Origin of the sequence: Nocardia sp. NRRL S-836 (assembly GCF_001279525.1) — a bacterium.
In the GTDB taxonomy this organism is placed as follows: Bacteria; Actinomycetota; Actinomycetes; order Mycobacteriales; family Pseudonocardiaceae; genus Lentzea.
This window is the reverse complement of the sequence record NZ_LGDY01000138.1, coordinates 155704-172259: the sequence shown is the minus strand read 5'-3', so window position 1 is coordinate 172259 and position 16556 is coordinate 155704. Positions and strand designations below refer to the sequence as shown.

Here is a 16556-nt window from a genome sequence, read left to right as displayed (position 1 = left end):
TCCGGGTGCTACAGGTTGTCCAGCACCGGTTCGAACGCGAGCTCCGCGGCACCGACCAGCTTGGCGTCCCTGCCCAACGGCGACGTGACGACCTGGGTCCCGCCGACCGCCCGTGAGACGAGGCTGCGCCGCTGCACGGCGGAGCTCACCGCGTCGACCACCGACGGGGGCAGCGCCGTGTAGAGGTCGCCGAGCACGACCAGTTCCGGGCCGAGGACGTTGACGATGTTCGCGAGCCCCAGCGCCAGCCAGCCGGCGAACTCGTCGAGCTGCTCCGGCGCGTCGAGCGCCCGCAGTGCCGCGACGACGGCGCCGCGCGGGGCGTCGTCGGGCAGGCCCAGCGCCCGGCACAGCGCCGGTTCGCCGACCTCGGTCTCCCAGCAGCCGTCACAGCCGCAGTAGCACCGCCGCCCGCGCGGGTTGACCACCATGTGGCCGAGCTCGCCGACGTAGCCGCCGCTGCCGCGCAGGGGCTGCCCGGACAGGATCACGCCGCCGCCGACACCGACGTCGGCGGAGATGTACACCATGTCCGACGACTGCTGTGCCGCGCCGCGCACGTGTTCCGCGAGCGCGCCGAGCTCCGCGTCGTTGCCGACCTGGACGGGCAGCTTCAGCACCGCCTCCAGGCGCTTGCCGAGTGCCACGTCGGTCCAGTGCAGGTTCGGCGCCTCGTGCACGTGCCCGTCGGCGCGGCGGACGACGCCGGGCACCGACACGCCCACCCCGACCGCGGTGGCGTCGAGGTCGTCGGCCATGAGGCGCGCCGAGTCGACGATGTGCGTGATGACCTCACCCGGATCACGCGTCCGGTGCAGGTTCCAGCTGTCCCGCCCGAGGATCTCCCCGCCGAGGCCGACGAACCCCATCGCCACGTGCTCCACCCGCACGTCGATCGCGATGACGACCGCGGCCTGCGGCTGGGGCAGGACCAGCAGCGATGGGCGGCCCGCTCCGCTGCGCAGAGCGGGCACGCGTTCGGCGACCACACCGGCTTCGGCGAGACCGTCCACCAGGGCCTTGATCGTGCTGCGGTTGAGCCCGAGCTCAGCCGCGAGCGACGCCCTGGTGGACGGACCGTCGATGTGCAGGCGGCGCAGCAGCGCCGTCCTGTTGTGCCTGCGGATCTCGTCGGGACGAGTGCCGGACGTGGGTCCCGTCACCGCGTCATCGAGCCGCGGTGGCCGCCCGGCGGCGGGACAACGCGTCGACGCTCGCGGCGAGCAGCAGGACCAGGCCGGTCACGATGAACACGACGGCGGCGGGCTGCTTGAGCAGGCCCATGCCGTTCTGGATGATCGCGAGCACCGCGCCACCGATCACCGCGTCGCGCAGCCGGCCCTTGCCGCCGAACAGCGACGTGCCACCGATGACGGCCGCACCGACCGACAGCAGCAGCGTGTTGCCGGCACCGGCGTTCGGGTCGACCGAGCCGACCTTCGACGAGTACACGATCGCGCCGATCGCGGCGGCGGAGGAGGCGATCACGAAGACGCTCATCCGGATCCGCTCGACGTTGATACCGGCGCGGCGCGCGGCCTCCTTGTTGCCACCGACGGCGTAGACGTGGCGGCCGTAGGAGGTGCGGTCGAGCACGAACGTGCCGATGACCAGCAGCACGAGCACCAGCGGCACCACGTACGGCACGCCCTCGATCACCACGAGGTTGCTCGGCGCCCGGTTGAGCGACAGCGCGTAGGTGATGACGGCGGCCAGCACCGCGAGGGCACCGATCTTGGCCAGCACCAGCGTGGTCGGCTGGGCCACGAGTCCCCTGCGCAGCCGGGAGAAGTGCCGGGTGAGCACGACCGCCGCGTAGCCGCCGACGGCGATGACGAACAACGCCCACGAGCCGACGAAGTTCAGGTTGCCGTTGGCGACGTTGAAGATCGTGTCGTCGCGCAGGCCGAGCGTGCCGCCCTGGCCGATGAGCTGCAGCACGACACCGCCCCAGACGAGGAACAGCGCCAGGGTCACGACGAACGACGGGATGCCGACCTTCGCGACCAGGAAGCCGGTGATGCAGCCGATGGCCGCGCCGACGCAGACCGCGAGCAGCATCTCCAGCCAGGCGTTCGCGGGGATGCCGACCGCGGCGATCACGAGCGCGACGGCGGACAGCGCCGCACCGGCCCAGATCTTCATGACGGCGGAGAGCACGATCGCGATCACCAGCAGGCCGCAGAACACGTAGAACACCGTGTCGCCCATGCCGCCGAGCAGGTTGCCGTTGTGGATCAGGTGCAGCGCCATCACCGCGGCCGTCACACCGGACGCGGTACCGGCGGACAGGTCGATCTCGCCGAGCAGCAGGACGAACACCAGGCCCATCGCGATGATCGTGATGCTGGCGCCCTGCTGGAGCAGGTTGGCGAGGTTGCCCAGGGTGAAGAACGTGGGCGACAACGAGCTGAACACGACGAGCAGGACGACGAGCCCGAGCAGCGCGGGCAGCGAGCCGAGCTCGCCGCCGCGGACCCTGGCCCAGTAGTCGCGTACCGCCTCGCCGGTGGACTGGGAGGTCGTGTCGATGCCGAAGTCGGAGATGGCGCCCTGCGGCGGGGTCTCCTGCTCGGTCGTTTCGGTGGTGTCGGTCATGCTCGCCTCTTCGGAACTCATCAGATCGTCGCCGCCTCGGGGCGGGCGATGCCCAGGTCGCCGGAACGCCCGGCGGTGATCAGCTCGACCACCTGGCCGTGCGTGACGTCCTTCGACCCCACGACAGCGGCCATGCGTCCGAGGTAGAGGCACGCGATGCGGTCGGCGACCTCGAAGACGTCGTTCATGTTGTGACTGATCAGGACGACGCCCAGGCCCTGCTCGGCGAGCCGGCGGACCAGGTCGAGCACCTGGCGCGTCTGCGCGACGCCGAGTGCGGCGGTGGGCTCGTCGAGCAGCACGACCTTGCTGTTCCACAGCACGGCCTTGGCGATCGCCACGGTCTGGCGCTGGCCACCGGACAGCGACGAGACCTGGGTGCGCACCGACTTGACCGTGCGCACCGACAGCGAGGCGAGCGTCTTGCGCGCCGCCTGCTCCATGTCGGTCTCGTCGAGCAGACCGCCCTTGGTGCGCTCACGGCCGAGGAACATGTTCTGGACGATGTCGAGGTTGTCGGCCAGCGCGAGGTCCTGGTAGACGACCTCGATCCCGAGCTCGGCGGCGTCGCGCGGGCCCTTGATGTGCACCGGCTCGCCGTTGAAAAGGACCTCACCCGAGTCGGTCGGGTGGATGCCCGCGATGCACTTGACCAGCGTCGACTTGCCCGCGCCGTTGTCGCCGACGAGGGCGGTGACCTCGCCGGGGTTCACGACGAGGTCGATGTCGTGCAGGACGTGCACGGGACCGAAGCTCTTGTTGATGCCGCGCAGCTCGAGAATCGGCTCGCTCACTGGGGTTTCCTCCGTGGTTACCACGCGCCGAGGCGGGGTGCGCAGGTGCCGCACCCCGCCTGGCGCAAGCGGTCCTACTTGATGCCGAGCTCGGTGCAGGCGGCCTGGGTGTCGGCCACGCAGATCTCCGAGGCCTTGACGAAGCCGGCGTCCACGACCGCCTTCACCTTGTCCTTGGTGATCAGCTGCGGCGTGAGCAGCACGGACTTGACGTCGCGGTTGCCCTTCGGGTCCTTCTCCTTCTTGTTCGCGAGGGCGTCCGCACCGGCGGTGTCACCCTTCGCGAGCGCGGCGGCCAGCTTGGCGGCGGCCTGGGCCTCTTCGTTGATCGGCTTGAAGACCGTCATGTACTGGTCACCGCGGAGCACGGCCTGCAGGCCGTCCGGGGTGGCGTCCTGACCGGTGACCGGCACCTTGCCGTTCAGGCCGACCTTCTTGAGGATCGTGATGACCGCGCCGGCGAGACCGTCGTTCGCGGCGACGACGCCGTCGACCTTGCCGCTGTTGCTGGTCAGGATCTGCTCGAAGACCTGACCACCCTTCTGGTTGTCCCAGTTGTCGATCGGCTGGGACTGGACGAGCTTGAGCTTGCCCGAGTCGTACAGCGGCTTGAGGACCTTCTTCTGGCCGTCCGCGAAGAGGGTGGCGTTGTTGTCCGTCGGCGCGCCCTCGATCTCGATGACGTTGGCGCCCTGCGGGGAGTTCTTGAGCGCGTCGGCCATGCCCTGGCCCTGCAGCTCGCCGACCTTCACGTTGTCGAACGACACGTAGTAGGACGAGGAGCCACCGAGGTTCAGGCGGTCGTAGTCGATGACCTGGATGCCCTGCGCCTGCGCCTTCTTGGCGACCGAGGCGCCGACCTCGCTGTTGGGCGTGGCGATGATCAGGACCTTGACGCCGGCGTTGATCATGCCGTCGGCCAGGGTGCTGAACTTCTGGACGTCGCCCTGCGCGTTCTGGATGTCGGGGTCGAGCCCCTCCGCCTTCAGCGCCTTCTCGAGCAGCGGCTTGTCGAAGCCCTCCCAGCGAGCGGAGGACGCGGTCTCAGGCAGGATCACGCCGACCTTTGCGCCCCCGGTGCTGCCAGAGTTCGTGTTGGAGCTTCCTCCGGTGCCGGAGGACGTGTTGGCACCACATGCCGAAACCGCCAGGGCGAGGCCCGCGGCAACGGCGATGGAAGCGAGGCTCTTGCTGCGCATCCGCCATCCCTTTCACTGCGCTGTGTCACAGAGAATGTTGTGGCGCACAACGTATGCCCGAGATGTGCGTGACCGGAACCACACTGCATCGATTAAGTCGTCACGATGCGGTAACTCCATCTTCATTTAGCTACCGAGCGTTGTGAGAGCGCTACCAGAGCGCTACTGCAACAGGTTCTGATATATCGGATATCAGTTACGGATCGACGAACCGACGACCTGACGGACCATCCGCCGGACGGCCTCCGCGTCCGGGCGGACCTGCCGGTCGGCGAACAGCAGGTGGGCGCTCCCGATGAGCATCGGCGCCAGCCCGTCGACGTCGACGCCGTCACTGATGCGGCCGCACCGCTGCTCCCCCGCGAGGTAGACGGCGATCAGCTCGACGGCCTCGGTGAGCACCGGGACCCCGGCCGGCCAGGTCTCGCGCAGCCGGGCGCGCAGGTCGTCGCGGAAGCTGATGAGCGCGACGACCGAGACGGCGACCGAGGTGAAGACGGCGGCGATCGCGTCCGCCAGGTTGCCGACGACCTCGCCCTCCCCCGCGGTCAGCTCGCTGAGCCGCGCCTCCGTCCGCGTCGCGCGGTCCAGCACGAACTCGGCCAGGAACGCGTCGAAGTCGGCGAAGTGCCGGTGCAGCACCCCCTTGGCGACCCCGGCCGCCTCGGTGACCGCACGGCTGGTCAGCGCGCTCGGCCCACCCTCCCGCAGCACTCGCTCGGCGGCGTCGAACAACTGCTCGCGCACATCACGCAGATGCACCCCGGTCGGCACGGTTCGCGTCTCCACTCTTCACTCGGTGCACAAGTGGGCGAGCGCCCACTATGGTGGGCATATGCCCACTTTAGCCAGTTGGTCCCAGAGCTTCGGTTCCGAAGCCGAACGGTACGACCGCGCCCGTCCGCCCTACCCCGCCGAGCTGGTCGACCGGATCGTGCACGCCAGCCCCGGCCCGGACGTCCTCGACGTCGGCTGCGGCACCGGCATCGCCGCGCGGCAGCTCCAAGCCGCGGGCCGCACGGTGCTCGGCGTCGAACCCGACGACCGCATGGCCGCGTTCGCCCGCCACACCGGCGTGACCGTCGAGACGAGCGCGTTCGAGACGTGGGACCCGGCCGGGCGCACGTTCGACACCCTCGTCGCCGCCCAGTCCTGGCACTGGGTCGACGCGGCGACCGGCCCGCGGCGAGCCGCGCTCGTCCTGCGCCCCGGAGGGCTGTTCGTCGCGCTGTGGCACGTGTTCGCCGTGCCGGACCCGGTTTCCCAGGCGTTCGCCGACGCCTTCCGGCGCGTGGCGCCCGACGCGCCGTTCCAGCTGCCCGCCTCGCCGGCCCAGGCCGTGGCGAGCTACGAGGCGGGCTGCGCGCGGACCGCCGAGGCGTTGCTGGCCACCGGCGCGTTCACCGGGCCGGACCGGTGGGCCGCCGACTGGGAGCACACCTACACGACGGCCGGCTACCTCGACTTCATGCGCACCACGGGCTCGCTCACGGCGTTGCCGCCCGACGCCGTCGACGTCGTCGTCGACAGCGTCGGCACGGCCGTGGACGCCATGGGCGGCGGCTTCACCACCCGGCACCGCACCCTCGCCGTCGCCGTCGTCCGCGGCTGAGCCGATGCCCGAGGCGTCACCAGGAGCGGAGGGTCGCGATGCGTTCCTCCAGCTGCTCGATGCTCGCCATCGCCGTCACCGGGCCACCGCAGTACTCGCGCAGCTGGTTGTGAATCTTGCCGTGCGGCTTCTTCGTGCGGTGGTGGTGCATCGCGACGAGGGTGTTGAGCTCCTTGCGCAGTGAGGCGAGCCGTTCCTGCACGCTGGCCGTCCGCACCTCCCGCACCGGGGCCTCCGCCTTGGGACGGCGGGCCGCCGAGGCGAGCTGCTCCTCCTGGCGTTGCAGCAGCAGGGTGCGCACCTGGTCGGGTTCGAGCAGCCCGGGCAGGCCGAGGTACTCCTGCTCCTCCTCCGAGCCGGCGAACGCCGCCGTGCCGAACGAGGAGCCGTCGTAGATGACCTGGTCGAGCTCGGCGGTGGTGCCCAGCGCGGTGAAGGCGCGTTCCTCCTCGCCGGGCTCGTCCTTGGTCTGGTTCGCGGCGGCCAGCAGCTCGTCGTCCCAGCCGTCCTTCTCCCGGTGCGGCTTGCCCAGGACGTGGTCGCGCTGGGCTTCCAGCTCGGCCGCGAGCTGCAGCAGCACCGGCACCGAGGGCAGGAACACCGAGGCGGTCTCGCCGGGCTTGCGGGCACGCACGAAGCGGCCGACGGCCTGGGCGAAGAACAGCGGGGTCGACGACGACGTGGCGTACACGCCGACCGCGAGGCGGGGGACGTCGACGCCCTCGGACACCATGCGGACGGCGATCATCCAGCGTTCGGTCGTCGCGGCGAACTCGGCGATCCTGCCGGAGGCCTTGGGGTCGTCCGAGAGGACCACCGTCGCGGTGTGGCCGGTCACGCGCTGGAGCACCTGCGCGTAGGCCTTCGCGGTCTCCTGGTCGGTCGCGATCACCAGGCCGCCCGCGTCGGGGATGCCGTTCTCGCGCTTCTGGGTCAGGCGCTGGTCGGCGGCGCGCAGCACGGAGGCCACCCAGTCGCCGGCCGGGTCGAGCGCGGTGCGCCAGGCCCGTGCGGTCTGCTCCTGCGTGAGCGGCTCGCCCAGGCGTGCGGTGAACTCCTCGCCCGCGCTGGTCCGCCACGACGCCTCACCCGAGTACGCCATGAAGAGCACGGGCCGCACCACGCCGTCGCGCAGGGCGTCGGAGTAGCCGTAGGTGTGGTCGGCCTTCGAGGTCTTGAAACCGCCCGGTCCCTCCTCGTACTGCACGAACGGGATCGGCGAGTCGTCGGAGCGGAACGGCGTGCCGGTCAGGCACAGGCGGCGGACCGCGGGCGTGAACGCCTCGCGGATCGCCTCGCCCCACGACTTGGCGTCACCGCCGTGGTGGATCTCGTCGAGCAGCACGAGCGTCTTGCGGTTCTCGGTGCGCACCCGGTGCAGCGACGGGTGCGCGGCGACCTGGGCGTACGTGACCGCCACACCGTGGTAGTCGCGGGAGGTGATCGCGTTGGTGTTGCGGAAGTTCGAGTCGATCGCGATGCCCTGCTCCGCCGCGGCCTTCGCCCACTGGTGCTTGAGGTGCTCGGTGGGCGTGACGATCGTGACGGCCTCGATCGTGCGGTCGGCCAGCAGTTCGGCCGCCACTCGCAGGCCGAAGGTCGTCTTGCCGGCACCGGGCGTGGCGACGGCGAGGAAGTCCTGGGGTCTGGCCGCCAGGTACTTGGTCAGCGCGCGGCGTTGCCATGCCCGCAGCGGTCGCATTGCTGCTGTCGCTGTCGCTGTCACAGACGTGTTTCTCCTCGTTTGCGCAGGTAGGACATGGTAAAGCCCTCAGGCAGGCCGTTGCCGAGGGCACCGTGACTCTACCTGTTCCAGCCGCCGATGCCGCGAAACGTGGCGGCATGCACCATGCTTGAGCTTGCGATGGGTTCGCCTACCGACAACGACACGCGCAGGCCCGGCCGGAAAACGCCGCTGCGTCTACTGGCGCGCACGCTGTCGAAGGCGTGGCAGGGCAACATCTTCTCAGAAGCCGCCGAGGCCGCGTTCTGGCAGACGCTGTCGTTCCCCCCGCTGCTGCTCGGCGTGCTGGGCGCGATGGGCTACCTCGGCGACTGGTTCGGGTCCGAGGTCGTCAGCGCCGTCCAGGAGAGGATCATCGGGTTCACCCGGACGATCTTCAGCGCGGACGTGGTCAACGACGTGATCGAACCCACGGTCGCCGAGATCCTCACCACCGGCAAGGGCGAGATCGTCTCCATCGGCTTCCTGATCTCGCTGTGGGCCGGGTCGTCGGCGATGTCGTCGTTCGTCGACGCGATCACCGTTGCGCACGGCCAGTACGGCGTGCGCAACGAGCTGTGGCAGCGCCTGTTCGCCCTGCTGCTGTACCTGGTCTCCCTCGTCGCGCTCGTCGTCGGCCTGCCGGTGCTGGCGCTCGGCCCGGAGATCCTGCCGCAGCTGTTCCCGGCGTCGTGGCAGCCCCACATCGACACGTGGGTCGGCCGCTTCTACTACCCCGGCGTCGGGCTGCTGCTCGTGCTGTCGCTGTCGATGCTCTACAAGCTGGCGCTGCCGCGGAAGCTGCCGTGGCACCGCGTGCTGCCCGGCGCGGTCCTCGCGATGGCGTTCTTCATCCTGTCGTCGATCGGCCTGCGCCTGTACATCCGGTGGATCACCACCACCGGCTACACCTACGGCGCGCTGGCCACGCCGATCGCGTTCCTGCTGTTCGTGTTCTTCATCGGCCTGGCGATCACCATCGGCGCGTACTTCAACAGCGCCATCCAGGACATGTGGCCCGCGAAGATGACCCGCCGCCAGCGCCGCCGCTGGCGCCGCCTGGAGCTGGAACGCGCCGCGTCCCGCATCCGGGAGCAGGCCGCCGAACCCCGGCGGGAGCAGGCCGGGTACTCCGCGCCCTCCCCCGCGGACACGCAGCACACCGGGCCGTTGCAGGTCCGGCGACCGCCTCACGAGCACGAGCGCAGCACGGGGTCTTGACGCGCGCGAGCCCCGGCGCCCGGGGTGCAGGCGCCGGGGCTCGTGGCCGAGAGCGGGGGCTTATTCCTCGCCGCCGCCGTCGGGCAGGTTCTCGTAGATCTTCTTGCAGTCCGGGCACACCGGCGAACCGGGCTTCGGCGACCGCGTGACCGGGAAGACCTCGCCGCACAGCGCGACCACGTGGGTGCCCATCACGGCGCTCTCGGCGATCTTCGCCTTGCGCACGTAGTGGAACATCTTCGGGGCGTCGTCCGAGGACTGGTCGGTCTCGTCCGGCCGTACGTCGACCTCGGGGAGAGTCTGGGTGCTCACGCGCCCAGGGTACCTGGGATGATGCCCCCTCGTGACCCCGCTGCACATCGCTGAGGAAGTTGGCGCCGCACTGGCCGAGAACCGGCCGGTCGTCGCACTCGAGAGCACGATCCTGTCCCATGGGCTGCCCGCCCCGCGCAACCTGACGGTCGCCGCACGCCTGGAGCGCGTCGTGCGGGAGGCCGGCGCCGTACCGGCCACCATCGCCGTGCTCGACGGTGTGCCCCACATCGGCCTCACCACCGCTGAGCTGGAGCGGGTCTGCTCCGAGGACCTGCTGAAGCTGTCCCTGCGCGACCTGGGCGCCGCGTGCGCGCTGGGCCGCAGCGGGGCCACGACCGTGGCCTCCACGACCGCGCTCGCCCACCGGGCCGGGATCCGCGTGTTCGGCACCGGCGGGCTCGGCGGCGTGCACCGTGGCGCGCGCGAGACGTGGGACGTGTCGGCGGACCTCGACGTCGTGGCCACCACACCGGTGCTGGTCGTGTGCTCCGGGGTGAAGTCGATCCTCGACATGGGCGCGACGCTGGAGGTGCTGGAGACCAGGTCCGTGCCGGTCGTCGGCTACCGGACCGACCGCTTCCCGGCGTTCTACCGCCGCGAGTCGGAGTTCGGGGTGCCGTGGCGGGTCGAGGACGCGGAGCAGGCGGCGGCGGTGTTCGCCGCGGGCGAGCGCGGCATGCTGCTGGTCAACCCGGTCCCGGCGGCGTTCGAGATGGACTCCGCCCTGCACGACCGGCTGCTCGCCGAAGGTCTGCAGAAGCTGGTCGACCGGAACGTGCGCGGCAAGGACGTCACGCCGGTGCTGCTGGAGCACTTCCACACCGCCAGCGAGGGCGTGAGCCTCGACGCGAACGAGGAGCTCGTCGTCAGCAACGTCCAGGTCGCGGCCGAGGTCGCCGTGGAGCTGTGCCGATGAGGCCGGTCGTGGTCGTGGGCGACGCCGGCCTGGACGTCGTCGCCCGCCACTCCGGCCCGATCGCGCACGGCGGTGACGTGCGCGCCAAGGTCACGATCGAACCGGGCGGCGCGGGCGCGAACACGGCCGTGTGGCTGGCCGCGTGCGGTGCGTCGCCGGTGCTGGTGGCGCGCGTGGGTGCCGACTCGGCCGGGCGGCAGGTGCACTCCGAGCTGACGGCGGCGGGCGTGCGCTGCGCGTTCGCGGTCGACCCGGAGCTCGCGACGTGCTGTGTCGTGGTCCTCGTCGACGAGGACGGTCAGCGCTCGATGCTGCCCGACCGCGGCGCGAACGCCCGGTTCTCCCCCGCCGACCTCGACCCCGGCCTGCTGGTGGGCTCCGACGGGCACCTGCACCTGTCCGGTTACGTGCTGCTGGACGCCTCGTCACGGCCCGCCGGGCTGGCGGCGCTGCGGACGGCGCGGGCGGCCGGGTGGACGACGTCGGTCGACCCGCAGGCCGCGGTGCTGATCACGTCGGCGGCGTCGTTCATGGAGGACGTGCGCGGCGTCGACGTCCTGCTGCCCAACGCCGACGAGCTGGCGGCGTTGACCGGCTCCCCCGACCCGGCCGCGGCGAAGGACCTGCTCTCGCACGTCGGTGCCGTCGTGGTCACCTCGGGGCCGGACGGTGCCTCGTGGGTCGACGCGGACGAGATCATCTCGGTGCCCGCGGACCGCGCCGAGTGCGTCGACTCGACCGGGGCCGGTGACGCGTTCGACGCGGGGTTCCTCGCGGCGTGGCTGGCCGGCGCGGGCAAGAGGGACGCGCTGCTCGGCGGCGTGCGCGCGGGATCGCGCGCCGTCAGCGTGGTCGGCGCGCAGCCGCCCCGCTAGCGGTGCGCCCGGTCAGCCGTCGATGACGGTCGTGCTCTTCGGTGCGATCGCCCGGCGCTCGGCCTGGTGGCGGTTCACCTTCTCGGACTTGCGCGGCGGCCGGTCGTTCGCGATCAGCACGGCCATCCACGGCAACGGCACGGACAGCACGATGAAGAACAGCGCCAGCCACCACGTCTGCGCGAACAGCGCCGCGAGGATGAGGCACGGGAAGCGCAGGCTCATCATGATCGCGTACTTGCGGCGACGGGCGGCGTGCTGTTCCTCGTAGGACGGGGCCGCCTCGGTGATCAACACCGGGGTGTCGTTCCGGTCGGGACTGCTCACGACACCACCTCCGTCCTCCATGCTCCCACGTCCGAGTGACCCTCGGGACAGCCGGTCGGCGGTTAACATCCGCGGGTGGTCGCCCTTGATCGCCTCGTGGACGTGCTCGGCAGCCTGGGCACGCACCTGGCGTGCGCGCCGAGGGGCCGTGCCGCCGAGCTGCGCGGGGTCGCCCTGCACGACCCGGCGGAGAACACCCCGGCGGCGGCGGGTGACGTCCTGCTCGGGCTGGGCACGCCGTCGGTCGCCGCGGCGGCCCGGCTGGTGGCCACGACCGCGGCCTCGGCGGTCGTGCTGCACGGCAGGCCACCGCTGGACGAACGGGTCGTCGTCGCCGCCAGGAAGTCCGGTGCGGCCGTGCTGCTCGTCGATCCGTCGGTGCCGTGGAGCCAGCTCGCGAACGTCACGCAGACGCTCGTCAACGGCGGCACCCGCACCGGTGACCTGTTCGGGCTCGCGGACGTCATCGCGGGTGTCGTCGGCGGGCCGGTGACGATCGAGGACCAGCAGTCCCGCGTGCTCGCCTACTCGTACCGGCAGCAGGACGTCGACCCGGTCCGCGTGCAGACCATCCTGGGCCGCCGCGTGCCGGAGGAGGCGCGGCGCGCGCTGGACGAGTACGGCGTCTTCACGCACCTCGCCTCGTCCGACGAACCGATCTTCGTGCCCAAGCTGACCCCGCAGCTGGGCAACCGCCTCGTTGCCGCCGTGCGCGCCGGGCGTGAGCTGCTGGGGTCGGTGTGGGTGGAGGTCACCGGACCGGTCGACGCCGCGCGCACGGCGGCGTTGGTCGACGGCGCGCGCACGGCCGCGTTGCACCTGCTGCGGTCGCGGGCCTCGACGGACCTGGAACGCCAGGCCGAGGCGGACCTGGTGATCCGGCTGCTCGAACACCCGGAGTCCGCCGACGTCGCCCGCCTCGGCCTGCCGTCGGCCGACCTGCGGGTGATCGCGGTGCAGGCGCACGCGGGCGAGGGCGAGCACGGGGCGGCGGTGCTGGCGTTCCAGCGCGCGACCGCGGGCTTCGGCTGGTCGCGGCCGGGGCGCAGCGCGTTGTTCGGCAACGTCCTCTACACCGTCATCCCCGCCGCCGACGACGCCGTCGCGTGGGTGCGTTCGCTCGTGCGCGAGCTGCCGTCGGAGGCCACCGTGCTGGCCGGGATCGGCGGCCCGGCCGAGGCGACGCAGCTGCCGACCTCGCGGCAGGAGGCCGACGAGTGCCTCGCGCTCTCCACCGGTGAGCCGGTCGTCTACGACGACGCGTGGGCGCGGGTGCTGCTGTACCGGCTCGCGGCCGTCGCCGACGCCGGACGCCTGCCGACCCGTGGACCGGTGTCCGCCATCCTGCGGTACGACGCCGAGTACGGGACGAGCTACGCGGCGACGTTGAAGGCGTGGCTCGCGGCCCAGGGCGACGTGCGGGCCGCCGCGCGTGAGCTCAACGTGCACCCCAACACGCTGCGGTACCGCATGCAGAAGATGGCGGAGGTGACGCCGTTGCCGCTCGACGACGCCGACCAGCGGCTCGCGATGGCGATCGCGTTGTCGATCGCCCGCTGAGGTCGTCGCCCAGGTCGCGGTCCCGTTCGGCGGCCGGCCACCGGTCACCGGGTCGGTGCGGCCGGTCGTGCCGTGAAAACATCTGCACCGTGCACCCTGATCTTTCCGTTGACCTGTGTGCCCGCTTGCGCGAGGCCTTCGAGAACGCCGGCTACACCGCGGACGGCGTGGTCGACGCGCTCGGCCCGCAGGCCCACGCCGCGCTCGGCCGGGGCGAGCCGGAACCCGCCCGCCGTGCCAGCAGGGACGCCGGGACGCTCGGCACGCTGATCCGCCTGTTCCTGCTCGGCGACACCGAACCCGAGCAGGACGTCCGCAAGGCGCTGGCCGGGACCGACATCGACGACCTCGTCGCCAACGAGGTGCTGACGAGCGAGCTGACCGCCGGGCTGGACGTGCGGCCCTACGAAGACAACTGGTGGGTGATCGCCGACCTCGACTCCGACGTGCGCGGCGGCAGCGTGCCCGAGGACCACGTGCTGGGCGTCGGCCACGCCTCGATCAGCCTCGCCCGCGCCACCAGGCGGACCCCGGTCGGGTCGTTGCTCGACCTCGGCACCGGCTGCGGCGTCCAGGCGTTGCACGCCAGCAAGCACGCCGAACGCATCACGGCGACCGATTTGTCCGAGCGCGCGCTACGGCTCGCACAGGGCACGTTCCGCATCAACGGGCTCGACGTGGAGGCGTTGCAGGGCGAGTGGTTCGGCCCGGTGCGCAACCGGCGGTTCGACCAGGTCGTGTGCAACCCGCCGTTCGTGGTGGGTCCGCCGCGGGTCGACTACGTCTACCGCGACTCCGGGCTCGGCGGCGACGACGCGTCGGCGCTGGTGATCCGGCAGCTGCCGGCGTTCCTCAACGAGGGCGGCGTCGGTCAGCTGCTCGCGTCCTGGGTGCACCGCAGGGGTGAGGACTGGGAGGAGCGCGTCTCCGGCTGGCTGCCGCGCGGTGGCGTGGACGCGTGGTTCGTGCAGCGCGACATCGCGGAGCCGGCGCTGTACGTCGGGACGTGGCTCAAGGACGCGGGCGTCGACCCGCGCAGCCCCGAGGGGCGGCAGAAGGCGGCCGCGTGGCTCGACTGGTTCGAGGAGAACGACGTCCAGGGCGTCGGCTTCGGGTACGTGACGCTGCGGCGCACCGACGAGATGCACTCCCAGGTCGTGTGCGAGGACCTGCGGCACGCGTTCGACGACCCGCTGGGCCCGGAGGCGGCGCGCTGGCTGGACAACGTGGCGTGGCTGCGCGCGAACCCGGACCTGCTCGGCCGCACGTTCCGGGTCGCGGACACCGTGGTGCTGGAGGAGGTGTCCGCGCCGGGCGACGAGGGCTGGCGCAAGGTCGTGGCCCGGCTGCACCGCACCGACGGGCCCGGCTGGCAGCACGAGGTGGACGAGGCGACGGCCAAGCTGGTCGCAGGGTGCACCGGTGCGCTGCCGTTGGCGGACCTGCTCGCGTTGCTCGAGTTCGCCTATGGAGAAATCGATTCGGAAGCCGCGTTGCCGATCGTTCGTGATCTCATCCGGCACGGAATGTTGATTCCCGCGTGAAAGCCGTTGTGGCGCGCGTCACAGAGGCGAGTGTCGAAGTCGGAGGGGAGCTCGTCGGCGCGATCGGCGAGCCCGGATTGCTGGTTCTGCTCGGCGTCCACCACGACGACACGACCGCTCACGCCGCCAAGATGGCGCGCAAGCTGTACGGGCTGCGGGTCCTCGCCGACGAGCAGTCCTGCGAGTCGGCGGGTGCTCCCCTGCTGGTCGTCAGCCAGTTCACCCTCTACGGGGACACGCGCAAGGGCCGCCGTCCGTCCTGGACGGCGGCCGCCCGGCCCGAGCACGCGGAACCGTTGGTGAACGCCGTCGTCGCGGAGCTCCGCCAGCTGGGCGGCCGGGTCGAAACGGGACGATTCAGGGCGGAGATGAAGGTGCGGAGCGTGAACGACGGTCCGTTCACGGTGCTCGTGGAGGTCTGAGGAAAGGCTTCTCAGCCAATCCTCAGATTACTCGCGCAACCGCTGTGACAGCGGCGACGTCTTCAGGTCAGGAAGTCGGGAACGAATTCGGAATCGGGTTCGTTACCCGGGATGAGAGCCAGCAAGCGATGGGATCCAGAGCGGGCCCGCCGCGAACCGGCACCAGGGCGCAGCGCCGCGCCGCCGCCTTGACCACCGTGCCCGCGACCGCGTCGCCCGCAGCAGGGGGAGGGAGATCCATGACCGTCACGAGGATCTTCGACCGTGAAGTCGGAGACAACACCGCGCTCGAAGCCGACCTCGACGCCCAGGGGCCGGCAGCCGACCTCGTTCGAGTCTACCTGAACGGAATCGGCAAGACCGCGCTGCTCACGGCCGAGGAGGAGGTCGACCTCGCCAAGCGCATCGAGGCGGGCATCTTCGCCCAGCACGTCATGGAGACGGCCAAGCGCCTCACGCCCACCCGCCGCGAAGAGCTGGGGGAGCTCGTCCGCGACGGCCGCCGTGCCAAGGACCACCTGCTGAAGGCCAACCTGCGCCTCGTCGTGTCGCTCGCGAAGCGCTACACCGGTCGTGGCATGCCGCTGCTGGACCTGATCCAGGAGGGCAACCTGGGCCTGATCCGCGCGGTGGAGAAGTTCGACTACACCAAGGGCTTCAAGTTCTCGACGTACGCCACGTGGTGGATCCGCCAGGCCATCACCCGCGGCATGGCCGACCAGGGCCGCACCATCCGCCTCCCCGTCCACCTCGTCGAGCAGGTGAACAAGCTCGCGCGGATCAAGCGCGACCTGCACCAGTCGCTCGGCCGCGAGGCGACGAACGAGGAGCTCGCCAAGGAGTCCGGCATCTCCGTCGAGAAGGTCGCCGACCTGCTCGACCACGCCCGTGACCCGGTATCGCTGGACATGCCGGTCGGCACGGAGGAGGACGCGCCCCTCGGTGACTTCATCGAGGACTCGGACGCGACCGACGCCGAGAGCGCCGTCATCTCCGGCCTGCTGCAGGACGACCTGCGCCGCGTGCTCGCCACACTGGAGCCGCGCGAGCAGGCCGTGATCCGGCTGCGCTACGGCCTGGAGGACGGCCAGCCGCGCACGCTCGACCAGATCGGCAAGCGCTTCGGCCTGTCGCGCGAGCGGGTGCGCCAGATCGAGCGCGAGGTCATGTCCAAGCTGCGCCAGGGTGAGCGTGCCGCCAAGCTGCGCGCATACGCCTCTTAGGCCAGGCGGTGTCACGGTCGGATCTCACCCGACCGGCAGTATTGACTTGTGACTCAACTCACGGCACGGTCGGGCGTTACCAAGCCATGCGACGCCCGTCGTCGCACACGAAGGAAGGTCGGGGCAGCCGGGGGCTGCCCCGGCCTTCCGTGGTTTTGAGCACGGTGGTCGGGGATCACACCAATACGTCCCTTTGATGGCGGTACGGTTTTCTGATCCGAACTGCA

16 protein-coding genes are annotated in these 16556 nt (G+C 71.2%); 8 read left to right on the top strand and 8 right to left on the bottom strand.

The genetic code is table 11. The annotated features are described in order from the left end of the window. Positions 1–8: 8 nt before the first annotated feature. From ADL03_RS38305 to ADL03_RS38285, 5 genes are all read right to left on the bottom strand, one after another. Complete coding sequence (locus ADL03_RS38305) at positions 9–1163, bottom strand: ROK family transcriptional regulator (RefSeq protein WP_197289009.1); 1155 nt, start codon at positions 1161–1163, stop codon at positions 9–11. Positions 1164–1167: 4 nt separating this feature from the next. Continuing rightward, positions 1168–2598 (bottom strand): sugar ABC transporter permease, encoded by a 1431-nt coding sequence (locus ADL03_RS38300; protein WP_053738562.1) that lies wholly within the window; start codon positions 2596–2598, stop codon positions 1168–1170. A gap of 20 nt (positions 2599–2618) precedes the next feature. Then, a complete protein-coding gene (locus tag ADL03_RS38295) occupies positions 2619–3392 on the bottom strand; it encodes an ATP-binding cassette domain-containing protein (protein ID WP_053738513.1) in 774 nt (257 codons plus the stop codon). Positions 3393–3466: 74 nt separating this feature from the next. After that, entirely contained in the window at positions 3467–4450 is a 984-nt protein-coding gene (locus tag ADL03_RS38290; RefSeq protein WP_231642792.1) for a sugar ABC transporter substrate-binding protein, read from the bottom strand. A gap of 333 nt (positions 4451–4783) precedes the next feature. Then, positions 4784–5380 (bottom strand): TetR/AcrR family transcriptional regulator, encoded by a 597-nt coding sequence (locus ADL03_RS38285; RefSeq protein WP_231642791.1) that lies wholly within the window; start codon positions 5378–5380, stop codon positions 4784–4786. 46 nt (positions 5381–5426) lie between these two features. On the opposite strand from ADL03_RS38285, the gene ADL03_RS38280 reads away from it, so the two are divergent. After that, on the top strand, positions 5427–6203 hold the full coding sequence (locus ADL03_RS38280; RefSeq protein ID WP_053738510.1) for a bifunctional 2-polyprenyl-6-hydroxyphenol methylase/3-demethylubiquinol 3-O-methyltransferase UbiG: 777 nt from the start codon (positions 5427–5429) through the stop codon (positions 6201–6203). 16 nt (positions 6204–6219) lie between these two features. On the opposite strand, the gene ADL03_RS38275 is transcribed toward ADL03_RS38280, so the two are convergent. Beyond that, positions 6220–7905, bottom strand: a complete 1686-nt coding sequence (locus ADL03_RS38275; protein WP_053738509.1) for a DEAD/DEAH box helicase — start codon at positions 7903–7905, stop codon at positions 6220–6222. Positions 7906–8067: 162 nt separating this feature from the next. Between ADL03_RS38275 and ADL03_RS38270 the strand changes: the two genes are divergently transcribed. After that, positions 8068–9147 carry a YihY/virulence factor BrkB family protein gene (locus tag ADL03_RS38270; protein WP_082373831.1) on the top strand — a complete coding sequence of 360 codons (1080 nt, stop codon included), beginning with the start codon at positions 8068–8070 and terminating at the stop codon, positions 9145–9147. A 60-nt stretch (positions 9148–9207) separates the two neighbouring features. Here the strand turns inward: ADL03_RS38270 and ADL03_RS38265 are convergent, their stop codons facing one another. Then, a complete protein-coding gene (locus ADL03_RS38265; RefSeq protein WP_053738507.1) occupies positions 9208–9459 on the bottom strand; it encodes a DUF3039 domain-containing protein in 252 nt (83 codons plus the stop codon). A 40-nt stretch (positions 9460–9499) separates the two neighbouring features. Between ADL03_RS38265 and ADL03_RS38260 the strand changes: the two genes are divergently transcribed. Both ADL03_RS38260 and ADL03_RS38255 read left to right on the top strand, forming a co-directional pair. Then, complete coding sequence (locus ADL03_RS38260; protein ID WP_197289022.1) at positions 9500–10378, top strand: pseudouridine-5'-phosphate glycosidase; 879 nt, start codon at positions 9500–9502, stop codon at positions 10376–10378. Next, positions 10375–11253 (top strand): carbohydrate kinase family protein, encoded by an 879-nt coding sequence (locus ADL03_RS38255; protein ID WP_053738561.1) that lies wholly within the window; start codon positions 10375–10377, stop codon positions 11251–11253. The genes ADL03_RS38260 and ADL03_RS38255 overlap by 4 nt, the downstream gene beginning before the upstream one ends. Before the next feature lie 12 nt (positions 11254–11265). On the opposite strand, the gene ADL03_RS38250 is transcribed toward ADL03_RS38255, so the two are convergent. After that, on the bottom strand, positions 11266–11580 hold the full coding sequence (locus tag ADL03_RS38250; protein ID WP_369809064.1) for a DUF3099 domain-containing protein: 315 nt from the start codon (positions 11578–11580) through the stop codon (positions 11266–11268). A gap of 75 nt (positions 11581–11655) precedes the next feature. Between ADL03_RS38250 and ADL03_RS38245 the strand changes: the two genes are divergently transcribed. From ADL03_RS38245 to ADL03_RS38230, 4 genes are all read left to right on the top strand, one after another. Beyond that, positions 11656–13140 (top strand): CdaR family transcriptional regulator, encoded by a 1485-nt coding sequence (locus ADL03_RS38245; protein WP_053738504.1) that lies wholly within the window; start codon positions 11656–11658, stop codon positions 13138–13140. Positions 13141–13229: 89 nt separating this feature from the next. Next, positions 13230–14684, top strand: a complete 1455-nt coding sequence (locus ADL03_RS38240) for a methyltransferase (RefSeq protein WP_053738503.1) — start codon at positions 13230–13232, stop codon at positions 14682–14684. Further along, complete coding sequence (gene dtd / locus ADL03_RS38235; protein ID WP_053738502.1) at positions 14681–15106, top strand: D-aminoacyl-tRNA deacylase; 426 nt, start codon at positions 14681–14683, stop codon at positions 15104–15106. Before ADL03_RS38240 ends, dtd begins: the two co-directional genes overlap by 4 nt. Before the next feature lie 239 nt (positions 15107–15345). Beyond that, positions 15346–16329, top strand: coding sequence for a sigma-70 family RNA polymerase sigma factor (locus ADL03_RS38230; RefSeq protein WP_053738501.1), 984 nt, complete (start codon positions 15346–15348; stop codon positions 16327–16329). Positions 16330–16556: the final 227 nt, after the last annotated feature.